The sequence below is a fragment of the Peptostreptococcus anaerobius VPI 4330 = DSM 2949 genome, assembly GCF_000381525.1.
Lineage (GTDB): Bacteria > Bacillota > Clostridia > Peptostreptococcales > Peptostreptococcaceae > Peptostreptococcus > Peptostreptococcus anaerobius.
In genome coordinates, this window is record NZ_KB906611.1 from 24,032 (window position 1) to 37,691 (window position 13,660).

General features: G+C 38.3%; 16 protein-coding genes. All 16 read right to left on the bottom strand.

Annotation, left to right across the window (positions count from 1 at the left end):
- Positions 1 to 8 precede the first annotated feature (8 nt).
- The gene (rpmC, locus tag F823_RS0103500; RefSeq protein WP_002844189.1) at positions 9 to 212 is read right to left on the bottom strand and encodes a 50S ribosomal protein L29; all 204 of its coding nucleotides are present in this window, start codon (positions 210 to 212) and stop codon (positions 9 to 11) included.
- A 1-nt stretch (position 213) separates the two neighbouring features.
- Positions 214 to 642: a 50S ribosomal protein L16 gene (gene rplP / locus F823_RS0103505; protein ID WP_002844193.1), complete on the bottom strand. Its 429-nt coding sequence runs from the start codon at positions 640 to 642 to the stop codon at positions 214 to 216.
- A gap of 25 nt (positions 643 to 667) precedes the next feature.
- Positions 668 to 1,465: a 30S ribosomal protein S3 gene (rpsC, locus tag F823_RS0103510; RefSeq protein WP_002844172.1), complete on the bottom strand. Its 798-nt coding sequence runs from the start codon at positions 1,463 to 1,465 to the stop codon at positions 668 to 670.
- 18 nt (positions 1,466 to 1,483) lie between these two features.
- Positions 1,484 to 1,822, bottom strand: coding sequence for a 50S ribosomal protein L22 (gene rplV, locus F823_RS0103515; RefSeq protein WP_019595385.1), 339 nt, complete (start codon positions 1,820 to 1,822; stop codon positions 1,484 to 1,486).
- A gap of 28 nt (positions 1,823 to 1,850) precedes the next feature.
- Positions 1,851 to 2,132, bottom strand: a complete 282-nt coding sequence (gene rpsS, locus F823_RS0103520) for a 30S ribosomal protein S19 (RefSeq protein ID WP_002844234.1) — start codon at positions 2,130 to 2,132, stop codon at positions 1,851 to 1,853.
- 33 nt (positions 2,133 to 2,165) lie between these two features.
- Positions 2,166 to 2,996: a 50S ribosomal protein L2 gene (gene rplB, locus F823_RS0103525; protein ID WP_002844183.1), complete on the bottom strand. Its 831-nt coding sequence runs from the start codon at positions 2,994 to 2,996 to the stop codon at positions 2,166 to 2,168.
- 24 nt (positions 2,997 to 3,020) lie between these two features.
- Positions 3,021 to 3,311, bottom strand: a complete 291-nt coding sequence (gene rplW, locus F823_RS0103530) for a 50S ribosomal protein L23 (protein ID WP_002844170.1) — start codon at positions 3,309 to 3,311, stop codon at positions 3,021 to 3,023.
- Complete coding sequence (rplD, locus tag F823_RS0103535; RefSeq protein ID WP_002844246.1) at positions 3,311 to 3,934, bottom strand: 50S ribosomal protein L4; 624 nt, start codon at positions 3,932 to 3,934, stop codon at positions 3,311 to 3,313. The genes rplW and rplD overlap by 1 nt, the downstream gene beginning before the upstream one ends.
- Positions 3,935 to 3,960: 26 nt before the next feature.
- On the bottom strand, positions 3,961 to 4,590 hold the full coding sequence (rplC, locus tag F823_RS0103540; RefSeq protein ID WP_002844235.1) for a 50S ribosomal protein L3: 630 nt from the start codon (positions 4,588 to 4,590) through the stop codon (positions 3,961 to 3,963).
- 72 nt (positions 4,591 to 4,662) lie between these two features.
- Positions 4,663 to 4,974: a 30S ribosomal protein S10 gene (gene rpsJ, locus F823_RS0103545; RefSeq protein ID WP_002844239.1), complete on the bottom strand. Its 312-nt coding sequence runs from the start codon at positions 4,972 to 4,974 to the stop codon at positions 4,663 to 4,665.
- Positions 4,975 to 5,238: 264 nt separating this feature from the next.
- The gene (locus tag F823_RS0103550; protein ID WP_002845996.1) at positions 5,239 to 7,008 is read right to left on the bottom strand and encodes a glycerophosphodiester phosphodiesterase; all 1,770 of its coding nucleotides are present in this window, start codon (positions 7,006 to 7,008) and stop codon (positions 5,239 to 5,241) included.
- Between the two features lie 22 nt (positions 7,009 to 7,030).
- A complete protein-coding gene (locus F823_RS0103555) occupies positions 7,031 to 8,194 on the bottom strand; it encodes a M20 metallopeptidase family protein (protein ID WP_019595386.1) in 1,164 nt (387 codons plus the stop codon).
- Positions 8,195 to 8,371: 177 nt separating this feature from the next.
- Positions 8,372 to 8,878, bottom strand: coding sequence for a hypothetical protein (locus F823_RS0103560; protein WP_002845993.1), 507 nt, complete (start codon positions 8,876 to 8,878; stop codon positions 8,372 to 8,374).
- 10 nt (positions 8,879 to 8,888) lie between these two features.
- Positions 8,889 to 9,947 carry a tetratricopeptide repeat protein gene (locus tag F823_RS0103565; RefSeq protein ID WP_019595387.1) on the bottom strand — a complete coding sequence of 353 codons (1,059 nt, stop codon included), beginning with the start codon at positions 9,945 to 9,947 and terminating at the stop codon, positions 8,889 to 8,891.
- 267 nt (positions 9,948 to 10,214) lie between these two features.
- Positions 10,215 to 11,408, bottom strand: a complete 1,194-nt coding sequence (gene tuf, locus F823_RS0103570; RefSeq protein ID WP_002844214.1) for an elongation factor Tu — start codon at positions 11,406 to 11,408, stop codon at positions 10,215 to 10,217.
- Between the two features lie 178 nt (positions 11,409 to 11,586).
- Positions 11,587 to 13,653, bottom strand: coding sequence for an elongation factor G (fusA, locus tag F823_RS0103575; protein ID WP_002844198.1), 2,067 nt, complete (start codon positions 13,651 to 13,653; stop codon positions 11,587 to 11,589).
- Positions 13,654 to 13,660 lie beyond the last annotated feature (7 nt).

Genomic DNA, 13,660 nt, shown 5'->3' on the forward strand with positions numbered 1-13,660 from the left:
TTCCAATATTAAGCTCTAGCTTCGTTTAACTTTCTTTCTGCAAGAACAGTCTTAACCTTTGCTATGTCTCTTCTAACAGTCTTTATTCTAGCTGTATTCTGTAACTGACCAGTAGCTAATTGGAATCTTAAGCTAAATAATTCACTCTTGAATTCGTCTAACTTTGCTAGCAACTCTTCACTTGTTAAATTTCTTAATTCTTTAGCTTTCATCCTATTCACCTACCTTCTCTAAATCTTCTTTCTTAACAAACTTACACTTGATAGGTAACTTATGAGCTGCAAGTCTCATAGCTTCTCTTGCCTTTTCTTCTGAAACTCCTGCAAGTTCAAACATTACTCTACCTGGCTTTACTATTGCTACCCAATATTCTGGAGAACCCTTACCAGCACCCATACGAGTTTCTGCAGGCTTTCTTGTTATTGGCTTGTGTGGGAAGATTTTGATCCAAACCTGACCACCTCTTTTGATATATCTTGTCATCGCGATTCTGGCTGCTTCTATCTGGTTAGAAGTTATCCATGAAGGCTCTAGGGCAACAAGTCCAAACTCTCCGTAAGTTACTTTATTACCTTTATTTGCCTTACCAGCTAAGCTTCCTCTGTGTACTCTACGACGCTTTACTCTCTTTGGCATTAACATGAGTTGTTTCCTCCTTCCGAACTAATTAGTCCTGCTTTGCTTCTCTTTTTGAAGCTCTAGGACCTCTATTGTTACCTTTTCTGTCGTTATTTCTGTTTCCTCTTCTGTCGTTTCCTCTGCCGTTTCTCTTGTTATCTCTTCCATTTCTCATTTCGGCTCTCTTTTCTTCTCTTTCAGTTGAAAGATTTCTGCCTGGAAGGATTTCACCGTTACAGATCCAAACCTTGATACCTATCTTACCATAAGTAGTGTTTGCTTCAGCAAATCCGTACTCTATATCAGATCTTAATGTCTGTAGAGGTACGTTTCCTTCTGAATATCCTTCAGTTCTAGCCATTTCAGCTCCACCTAGTCTACCAGAAGCACTAACCTTGATACCCTTAGCACCAGACTTCATTGTTCTACCAACTGCCTGCTTCATAGCTCTTCTGAAAGCAATTCTTCTTTCTATTGCCTGTGCTATGTTTTCAGCAACTAGCTGAGCATCTCTGTCTATGTTTCTTACTTCGATTATATTAAGTATAACTGTCTTACCAGTCATCTTTTCTAATTCTTTCTTTAGAGCTTCGATTCCAGCTCCTCCCTTACCTATTACAACACCTGGCTTTGCAACATGTAAGTCCATCTTTACTTTGTTAGCTGATCTTTCTATTTCTATCTTAGCAAGTCCTGCTGAGTATAATTCTTTCTTTAAATGCTTTCTAAGAACATTATCTTCCTTGATGAAAGCGCCGAACTCTTTTTTATCGTTAGCGAACCATCTTGAGTCCCAATCTTTAATTACACCAACTCTTAAGCCGTGTGGATTTACCTTCTGACCCATTTGTGTCCCTCCTTCTTATTAATTTTCTCTTTCCTTAACAACTACCTCTATGTGAGATGTTCTTTTTCTGATTGCTGTTGCTCTACCCTGTGCTCTAGGCATGAATCTCTTCATTGTAGGTCCCTGGTTTGCAACTATATGTGATATGTATAATTTATCTGCGTCCATTTCGTGGTTGTTTTCAGCATTTGCAGCAGCAGACTTTACTACCTTTGCAACTATTTCAGATGCGTATCTTGGTGTAAACTTAAGTATTGCTAATGCTTCATTCACGTTCTTTCCTCTAACTAAGTCGCATATCTGTCCAGCTTTTCTAGATGATACACGAACGTATTTAGCTGTAGCCTTTGCTTCCATTCTTATTCCTCCTTTCACCTTCAATTAGTTATTTTCTCTTTGAAGATTTTTCATCGTCCTTGTGACCTCTAAAAGTTCTTGTAGGAACGAATTCTCCTAATTTATGTCCAACCATATCTTCTGTGATATATACTGGTATATGTCTTCTTCCATCGTGAACTGCTATTGTATGTTCTACAAACTGTGGGAATATTGTTGAAGTTCTTGACCAAGTCTTAATTACTTCTTTATTTCCGCTAGCGTTCATCGCTTCAACCTTTTTAAATAATCCTGCATGGACAAAAGGTCCCTTCTTTGTTGATCTTGACATTAATAATCCTCCTTCCTGAGTAAATTAAATCTATTACTTAGTTCTTCTAGATACTATCTGCTTATTAGAAGCCTTGTTTTTCTTTCTAGTCTTGTATCCAAGAGCTGGTTTACCCCATGGAGTAACTGGTGATGGTCTACCGATTGGAGATCTACCTTCACCACCACCGTGTGGATGGTCATTAGGGTTCATTACAGAACCTCTTACTGTAGGTCTGATACCCATGTGTCTCTTTCTACCAGCCTTACCGATTACTTCGTTAGCGTATTCTACGTTACCAACCTGTCCAACAGTTGCTCTACAGTTATCCTTAACGTATCTTACTTCGCCTGATGGTAATCTAAGAAGTGCTCTTCCGCCTTCCTTAGCCATTAACTGTGCAGATGCTCCAGCAGATCTAACTATCTGGCCACCCTTTCCAGCCTTTAACTCTATGTTATGTACTAGTGTACCTACTGGCATGTCTCTTAATTCAAGGCAGTTACCTGGCTTGATGTCAGCACCCTTACCTGATAGTACTACTGTACCAACCTTTAATCCCTGAGGAGCTAGTATATATCTCTTTTCACCATCTGCATAGTTTAGAAGAGCTATATTAGCTGTTCTGTTTGGATCGTATTCTATAGTTGCTACCTTTGCAGGTATTCCATCTTTATTTCTCTTGAAATCTATTATTCTATATTTTCTCTTATTTCCGCCACCCTTATGACGTACAGTTATTTTACCATGAACGTTTCTACCAGCGTTCTTCTTTAACTTTACAAGAAGTGATCTTTCTGGCTTGTCTGTAGTAATATCATCTGACTTGTAAACTGTCATCTGTCTTAAGGCAGGAGAAGTAGGTTTAAACTTTTTAATAGCCATTATTTATTTCCTCCTTTATCTGAATTACATTCCTGTGAAGAATTCAATATCCTTGCTTTCAGCTGTTAACTTAACAACAGCCTTCTTGAAGCTTGCAGTCTTTCCAACTGTTCTTCCCATTCTCTTAGTCTTTCCATCGTAGTTTAGCGTATTTACTGCTGCTACCTTTACTTCGAAAATCTTTTCTACTGCTTTCTTTATTTCAGTCTTGTTGGCGCTCTTTGCAACAACAAAAGTATATTTCTTATTACCCATCTCAGCCATTGACTGTTCAGTAACGACTGGCTTTATGATTATATCATGTGGATTTGTCATTACGCGTACACCTCCTCCACTTTCTTAACTGCGTCTGTTGTTATTATGAATGAATCACAGTTTAGTATATCGTAAACATTTAGTGTGCTTACGTGAGCTACGTTAGCTCCTTCTATGTTTCTTACTGACTTAACTACGTTTACGTCGTTTTCTGCAGTAACAACAAGAGTCTTCTTTGCTGCGTTTACATTCTTGAATAGATTTACTATTTCCTTAGTCTTAGGAGCCTCTAAGCTAAGTGCGTCAAGTACTATTATTTCCTTATCCTGTACCTTTGAAGATAAAGCAGACTTCATTGCAAGTCTTCTAACCTTCTTTGGTAGTGAGTAAGAGTAATCTCTTGGCTTTGGTGCGAATGCAACTCCACCGCCTACCCACTGTACTGATCTTATAGAACCCTGTCTAGCTCTACCAGTACCTTTCTGTCTCCATGGCTTTCTACCACCACCTCTAACTTCAGCTCTAGTCTTTGCAGACTGTGTACCCTGTCTCTTATTAGCTAACTGGCACTTTACAGCTTCGTATAGAACGTGTTCGTTTACTTCTATATCAAATATTGAATCGTTTAATTCTATTTCACCAACATTCTGGCCTGATACGTTTAATACATTAATCTTTGGCATTTGTTAATCCTCCTTTCCTCTAGTGATTAGTTAGAACCCTTAATAGCTGCCTTAACAGTTACTACAGATCCCTTAGCACCTGGGATGGCACCCTTTATTAATAAAAGATTCTTTTCAGCATCTACTCTTACTACTTCTAGATTCTGAATTGTAATCTTAACACTTCCCATGTGTCCTGCAAGTTTCTTGTTCTTAAATACTCTACCCGGATATGAACAAGCACCCATTGAACCTGGTCTTCTGTGGTATCTTGAACCGTGAGATTCTGGACCTCTACTCTGTCCATGTCTCTTTATTGGTCCCTGGAATCCCTTACCCTTTGAGATACCTGTAACATCTATCTTTTCTCCAGCAGTGAATAGGTCAGCCTTTATTTCCTGTCCAACTTCATATCCTTCTACTGTGTCAACTCTAAATTCCTTTAGATGTCTCTTAAGTACACCAGCCTTAGCTAGATGTCCCTTCTGTGGCTTGTTAAGTGCCTTTTCCTTAGCATCAACATAACCAACCTGTATAGCTTCATATCCATCGTTCTCAAGAGTCTTTATCTGAGTAACTGCTACTGGACCAGCTTCTACAACTGTCACTGGTATTACAAGACCTTCTTCAGTGAATACCTGTGTCATTCCTATTTTCTTTCCTAAAATTCCCTTCATATTTACCTCCTAGTTCTTACAGCGGATTACCAACTTGGGTAATCATTCTAAGATATTTCTATCTTAGGCGGCTTATAATTTGATTTCTATATCTACACCAGCTGGCAAGTCAAGCTTCATTAATGAATCAACTGTCTTTGGTGTTGGATTAGCTATGTCGATAAGTCTCTTGTGAGTTCTTATTTCGAACTGTTCTCTAGAGTCTTTGTACTTATGTACAGCTCTTAGTATAGTCACAACCTTCTTCTCTGTTGGAAGTGGTATTGGACCTGAAACTACAGAACCTGCTTTTTTAGCAGCTTCAACTATCTTAGTAGCTGAGTAGTCTAATAACTTATGATCATATGATTTTAATCTTATTCTTATCTTTTCATTCTTAGCCATTTTAGTCCCTCCTTCTGATTTTATTTACCTGGCCAGATAAATCAAAACACCGATACACTGTTCCGGGTGTGTCGTATTTCCTTAATCGATTTTTGTTTATCCACCCAAAACTTACTCACTTGTGTGAGCGTACTAGATTATTTTAACAAAAAAGCCTGCATAATGCAAGCTTTTTTTTAAAGTTTTTCATCTAATTTTTTATTATTTTTCTTGAAATTTCAATCACTCTAGGACCGGCCTCTTGCCATCCGTTTTCACATATTTTTAGCTTGCTTCTATTATCCTAGCTAGCCTATCAAAGTAGGTATTATTCTTCATATAATCTCTTTTTATATTCAAAAAAATACTCGCTTCATCAGTTATTATACCATCAACAGGTCTTTGTAGGTACTGGTTCATCTTTCCTTCATCGTTAATGGTCCATACATATACATCCTTGCCCATCAACTTAGCCTCTTCAACATACCTATTTCTATATGAAAAATCCTCTATGACAAAGAAGTCCACGTCTTCATCGGAAAAACCACCTATCTGAAGGGGTATTACATGACCTGTCTCCATTTCTGGGGCCTTCTTATTGATCTCTTCCATCAAAGACTTTGACAATGACATATATTTATATTCTTTCCTTATACCCAACCTGTCAACCTCTTTTATAAATAAGTCTGCGTAATTCTTGGGTTCTCCACCGTTGGGCTTCAACTCAACTAGTAACTTTATATTTAGTTCTTTTGCCTTTTTAACATATTTTTCAAAGGAAACTATATTACCAGTGAATCCATGGTCCCTTATTTTAATACCAACTATATCCTTATAGTACATATCTTTGACGTAGAGTTTTTTACCCGTCAGTCTCTTGAGGTTAAAGTCATGGACAACCACAAACTTATGGTCCTTAGTCATCTGAACATCCATCTCAGCATAGTCTACACCTACCCTCTTGGCTCCTTCTAGGGCCTCTATGGAGTTTTCTGCCCCATAACCTACACATCCCCTGTGGGCTATAGTTTCCATATCCTTATTTATATCCCACAAAGACAACCTAAAACCATTTACAACTATAGATGATATCGACACCACTACAAGAGATGATATCAGGAGTTTTGACTTTTTCCTCTCTTCCTGACTTATAGTATCTATATCCTCTGATAGGTCTTGGCCACCACTTATAATAGATATTATTATCTCAAGTATACCTATCTTAGTCATAACCAAGAAAAAGAATATGCCTAACTTGGTGGCACTCAAAAATATAGCCTCACTGACCAGGTCCTTTCCCTGGGGATCCACCATAGATAGGACTGTTACTATACCTGCATAAAATAGCAAGTTTGCCAAAGAGAGTGGCACTTCAAATAGGACCATGGTTGTAGCCAACTTCAACTTTTTCTTACGTGTCAATTTCCAGCTTTCAAAAAGACAGGTCCTAAAATCCTTACCCTTTATAAGCAGAATAGGTATAGAGAATATGAGCCTAAAGTTAATATATATAAATACTAGGGAAATCATCGGTATAAAAAACCTTCCCCACCCCATCTTCAGTATCTCGTCAGTTATAAACTTTGGAATATATAATTTTTCTGTCAATATCGACATCATACCTGTATTTGCTGTCGGTATAGTCACCAGTAGATAGCCTATAAAGAATATAAATGAAACTCCTATCAAGCCCTTGAACCTCTTGCTCGCTATTAGTAGGGCAGACTTAATAGAATAGTACTTATTATTTTGCTTCCCATATACCATCATACACATAACAGAAAATTCTATAGTTATGAGAAGGGCAAAAAATAGAAGGTATACTGCTACCATTACAAGGCTAACAGGATTTTTCACCAGTACTCCTATATTATCCATATTTATATTTGTTTGCCTAGAACTGGCTAAGACTAGGTTGAATATTTCGGATAAGAGATAGGTCCCTATACTCGTCATTATCAGCTGGAGTACGGATGCATTTATAAGGTAATCAAATTTATTCCTATAAATACTCCTCCACGTCCTCGATAATATTCTAAAAACTCCTTCTTCCACTTACATCTCCTCTAAATTTTTCCTATAAATCACTATCTAAAAAGTCTAGTGCAAACTGGGCAAACATGGCAGTTCCGTACTTCATGTAGTCCTCATCTATCTTGAACTTTTCATGGTGTGGGAAATAGATACATCCCTTTTCTGGATTTCTATAACCCATATTTATATATACTCCCTTGGCATGCTGGAAGTAATATGACATATCCTCTGATGCCATGACCCTCTTCATAGGAGCATTCTTTCCTGGTCCCATTACCTTCTCGCAAGTAGCCTTAGCAAGTTCTGTCATAGCCTCGTCATTTCTAAGACTTGGGGTAGATTCTTCTATAACAACCTCTACGCTTATTTCAAATGCATCAGCTATAGACTTGGCATGTCTCTTTATACCTTCATGTATAGCAGCCCTAGCCTCTGGATCATAGTATCTCATAGACATTTCAACTTCTGCATACTTTGATATTATATTTGGCTTTGTTCCTGCGTGGAACTGACCAACGGATACGATAACTGGCTCCTGTGGGTCAACATTCTTTGTAACAACGGACTGGATATCAGTAACGAACATACAAGCCGGATGTATAGTATCCTTAGCTAGGTGTGGAGCTGATCCATGACCTGATACTCCCTCGAACTTTACAAATATAGTATCACAACCTGTAAGTCTGTAGCCTGGCTCGATATTTGCGTATCCTACATCTATACCTGGTAGACCGTGCATTCCAAATACACCATCTACTCCATCCATACCGCCTGCAGCTACTATCTTCTTAGCTCCTGAGAAGTTTTCTTCACCTTCTTGGAAGAAGAACCTAACCTCTCCTTTTATGTCGTCCTTCATAGATGTCAGAATCTTTGCAGCTCCTAATAGCATGGCACTGTGGGCATCATGACCACAGGCGTGCATTACTCCCTGGTTCTTTGAAGTAAAATCAACATCTGACTGCTCTATTATTGGAATAGCATCCATATCAGCCCTAAGGGCTACAGTCTTTCCTGGCTTAGAACCCTTTAGTCTTGCAATTATAGATGTATTTCCAACCTTCTCTATATCAAGTCCAAGACCTTCAAGTTCAGCAAGAATGACCTTTTGTGTATTGTACTCTTCACCACTTAACTCTGGGTTTTCGTGGAAGTACCTTCTCATTTTAACTATATAATCTTCAATTTGCTTAGCTCTATCTATCATTAGTAAACCTCCTTTCAATATTTACAATTATAACATAAATTCAATCAAAACATAAGCAATAAAAAGGGCCCCTGTCAATCTACCTGTATTAGGATTGGATAAACCTATACAAATAGAACAGGAGTCCTTTTAAAGCTATAGGCTTTGTCGCTTATAGCATTTATCATCTTCAATATCCTACTGCTTACTAGTATCTGTTTTTTCTAAAACTTCATTCTGATAGAAGAGTATCTCATTAGTATCAACCGTAAGCTTTGCTAGTCTGTCTAATCTAACATTTGCAAAGTACAAGTATTCCAAACTAAATCCAGCAGCAAATAGTCCTAGGGCAATGCCTAAGGCTAACAATAAATACATCAGAGCCACCATGAAAAATGCTCCACCAAGCCCACTATCTATGCGATTACCAAACATACTTGCATCCGGTTTTGAAAACAATATACCAAAAAATCCGATAACACCTATTACAATAGAGATGATTGCCAAAACCTTTAAAATCTTAGCAACTAAAAGTCCTCCCGAACTTACACCGGAAACACTTGACTTCATCTTAGATGCACCTCTTTTAATGGCCTTGCCACCAACTCTTACTACATCTTTGCTGACCCTTCTAAACTCTTGACCTAGATCATCCTCAGGATATATATCTTCCTGATATGGCTCCTCTTCGTAATACCTTCCCATTATATACCTCCTATCTGATTGAATAATTCATAGTATTATAAGATATCCATCCTACAGTGCCACCAAAAGATACCTTACACCAAATCCTATCTGCACTCTCTACATATGTATCTTCTACATATACAGTAGAACCCCTGTCTATAGATGTTATTATAGATGAACTCTTGCTAGGACCAGTTCTAACATTTGCAGCACCTGATGTTATAGACTGACTAGTACCTATTATGGACTGGCTGTATTCCTCGACAGCTCTTTTCCTACTTGTATCTGCTATTCTCTCTATACCCTGAGTCTTGTATACAATTGTAGTTTCATTAGGCTTATTTTCAGCTACCTTCTTTTTCTTTTCCCCTTCACTTATCTTGGTTTCTAAACCAGCATATCTAGAGTCATCTGGCATGGATGCCTTTAGGCTATCGAGATTGGACCTAGCAGTTGTGAAGTCTTCATCTCTTACATAATTGTTAATCATGTCTATTGCCTTAGACTGAGCTATTTTAGCAGCCGCTTGGGCCTTTTCATAGTTCTTAACATCTTCACTGCTTACGCTAGCATACAGTCTAACCGCCTCTACATAGTCACCTGCATCAGCTGAATTCTTGGCAGAAACAATGATAGAGTCGTTTTCTTTACTAACCAGTACACTTTCTCTAAGTTTCTTATACTTCTGGTCACCTGTTCTCTTATAAAGGTCTGAGTATAGGTTCTCAGCTTCATCAAATTCCCCAAGTTCGAGGGCCTGACTAGCTCTTTTTTCATCACTGTATACCTTGTAGAATCTAAAACCAAAGAATGAGCCTACAACTAATAAAATAGCAAGTATAATTCCTCCTGCAAGCATCTTCTTTTGTTTAGAATCCATCTGGCTTCTAGGACTCCTATAGTTATTATAGTCGTCTTCATCAAATTCATCATCCTCTGATTCATCGTAATAATCTCTTCTAGGTGGTGGAGTCTCACTTACTGGACGCCTCTTAAGCTCAGGCTCTACTCCTCTTCTGTGAGTCTGATTATCCCTTGAAGAACCATACTTATTTCTCAATGCCTCTTTTCTTTCATCCACTGTCATATGTCCTCCTAAAGTTAATATTTTACTGCTCACTTATTTAATATTGAGCAATTTTTAAAATTTGTTATCTTAATAATAGTATAACAGGAAAACATTAACCATACAATTACTTATATCATAAATCCTATTTATTTCTTTCTATTTAATCTGGTTCTTTGTCATGTGATTTATCTGCCTTAAGCTTAGACTTTTTTGCATAAAAAAAGAGAATCCCAAATAGGAATTCTCTTTTATATCTCGTATTGTAGTTATACTCTAAAGTATAGATTATTCTATTATAGAAGCAACAACACCAGAAGCTACTGTTCTACCACCTTCTCTGATGGCGAATCTTAAACCTTCTTCAACACATATAGAGTTGATTAGGTCAACTTCGATTGTTACGTTGTCACCAGGCATAACCATTTCTGTACCTTCTGGTAGCTTACACTCACCAGTTACGTCAGTTGTTCTGAAGTAGAACTGTGGTCTGTATCCATCGAAGAATGGAGTATGTCTACCACCTTCTTCTTTCTTAAGAACGTATATTTCTGCAGTGAACTTAGTATGAGCATGAACTGTTCCTGGCTTAGCAAGAACCTGTCCTCTTTCGATTTCATCTCTCTGAACACCTCTTAGAAGTGCACCGATGTTATCTCCAGCTTCTGCCTGATCTAGTAACTTTCTGAACATTTCTACTCCTGTTACTACAACCTTTCTTGGCTGTTCTGTTAAACCAACTAGTTCAACTTCATCAGAAACCTTAAGAACACCTCTTTCAACTCTACCAGTTGCAACTGTACCTCTACCAGTGATTGAGAATACGTCTTCTACTGGCATTAGGAATGGCTTGTCAACTGCTCTTTCTGGAGCTGGTATATATTCGTCTATCTGGTTGAAGAATTCAACTATCTGATCTCCCCACTTAGAGTTTGGATCTTCAAGAGCCATAAGAGCTGAACCTCTTACTATTGGAGTATCATCTCCTGGGAATTCATATTCGTTAAGAAGTTCTCTAACTTCCATTTCAACTAGTTCAAGTAATTCTTCGTCGTCTACCATATCACACTTGTTTAGGAATACAACTATGTAAGGAACACCAACCTGTCTAGAAAGAAGGATATGTTCTCTAGTCTGAGGCATTGGACCGTCAGTAGCTGCAACAACTAGTATAGCACCGTCCATCTGAGCAGCACCAGTGATCATGTTCTTAACATAATCGGCATGGCCTGGGCAGTCAACGTGAGCGTAGTGTCTAGCTGGAGTTTCGTATTCAACGTGAGCTGTAGAGATTGTGATACCTCTTTCTCTTTCTTCTGGTGCCTTATCTATGTTAGCGAAGTCTACTGCTTCACCTAACTGATACTTGTTGAATAGAGTCTTAGTTATTGCTGCTGTTAATGTTGTTTTACCGTGGTCAACGTGACCTATTGTACCGATATTAACATGTGGCTTACTTCTTTCAAATTTAGCTTTTGCCATTTCAAATTTCCTCCCTGTTAGAAAAATAATAGTTTATTTTGTCTGGGGAACACGAGGTTCCCCTATTTTACAAAAATCTTGTAAATCTTTAATAAGTATATCACTTTTTCATTTAAATTTCAATGTTTCGTTGAAAAATCTCAACCTAATTTTGCAAAAATGAATACTTGTTTTTATATTACTTACCTTCTACTAGCTTCTTAGCAACTGATGCTGGAACCTGTGAGTAGTGGTTGAATATCATTGTGTAAGTTGCTCTACCCTGAGTGGCAGATCTAAGGTCTGTTGAATATCCAAACATTTCAGATAGTGGAACATGAGCCTTTATTACCTGTGCTCCGTTTCTAGCTTCCATACCCTGGATCATACCTCTTCTTGAGTTAAGGTCACCCATAACATCACCCATGTAGTCTTCTGGAGTAACAACTTCAACTGCGAATACTGGTTCAAGAAGAACTGAGTTACCCTTCTTCATAGCGTCCTTAAATGCCATAGAAGCTGCCATCTTGAAGGCCATTTCTGATGAATCGACTTCGTGGTAAGAACCATCATATAGTTCAACACCGACGTCAACTACTGGATAACCAGCTACGATACCTGACTGCATAGCACCCTGGATACCCTGGTCAACTGGACCAACATATTCCTTAGGAACTGAACCACCAACAGTCTTGTTTTCGAACTTATATCCTTCGCCTGGTTCAAGTGGGTTAACTCTGATCTTAACGTGACCGTACTGACCTCTACCACCTGACTGCTTAGAATACTTGTATTCTACGTCTACTGGAACTGTTATTGTTTCTCTATATGCAACCTGAGGAGCACCAACATTAGCTTCTACCTTGAATTCTCTTAGTAGTCTGTCAACGATGATTTCTAGGTGAAGCTCACCCATACCACCGATTATTGTCTGTCCTGTTTCAGCGTCAGTTCTAACTGTAAATGTAGGGTCTTCTTCTGCAAGCTTCTGAAGAGCTACACCCATCTTTTCCTGAGCTGCCTTTGATGATGGCTCAATAGCAACGAAGATAACTGGTTCTGGGAATTCCATTGATTCAAGAACTATTGGGTTAGCTGGATCACAAAGTGAATCTCCTGTAGTAGTATCCTTAAGACCTACTGCAGCAGCGATGTCTCCTGCGTAAACTTCATTTATTTCTTCTCTTGTATTGGCATGCATCTGTAGGATACGACCAATTCTTTCTCTCTTCTTCTTTGTAGCATTAAGTACATAAGAACCAGATTCTAGCTTACCTGAGTAAACTCTAAAGAATGCTAGCTTACCAACGAATGGGTCAGTCATGATCTTGAATGCAAGAGCTGAGAATGGTTCATCATCTGATGCATGTCTTTCACTTTCTTCACCATCTTCTAGAACACCCTTTATTGATTCTATATCTGTAGGAGCTGGTAGGTAGTCTATTACAGCGTCTAGTAATAGCTGAACACCCTTGTTCTTGTATGCAGTACCGCATAGAACTGGGTTCATTTCACAAGCTATTGTAGCCTTTCTGATTCCTGCCTTTAATTCATCTTCTGTTATTTCTTCACCTTCTAGGTACTTCATCATTAGTTCTTCGTCAGTTTCAGCAACTGATTCAACCAAGATTTCTCTATATTCATTAGCCTGATCTACCATATCAGCTGGTATATCAGTTATTTCTATATCAGTACCTTCATCGTTCTTGTATATATGAGCCTTCATAGTCATAAGGTTAACTATTCCTGTGAAGTTATCTTCTGCACCTATTGGTAACTGTATAGCAACAGCATTAGCCTTTAGTCTTTCCTTCATCATTTCAACAACATTTAGGAAGTCAGCACCCTGTCTATCCATCTTGTTTACGAATGCTATTCTAGGAACACCGTAAGTTTCTGCCTGTCTCCATACATTTTCTGACTGAGGTTCAACTCCTGATCTAGCACAGAAAACTGCAACAGAACCGTCAAGAACTCTAAGAGATCTTTCAACTTCAACTGTGAAGTCGACGTGTCCTGGAGTATCTATTATGTTTACTCTATGGCCATTCCACTGACAAGTAGTAGCCGCAGAAGTAATTGTGATACCTCTTTCTTTTTCCTGATCCATCCAGTCCATCTGAGATGCACCGTCATGAGTTTCACCTATTTTATGAGTACGACCAGCATAGAAAAGAATTCTTTCAGTAGTTGTTGTCTTACCTGCATCTATGTGGGCCATGATTCCTATATTTCTAGTTTTTTCCAATGGAAACTGTCTAGCCATTATTTTC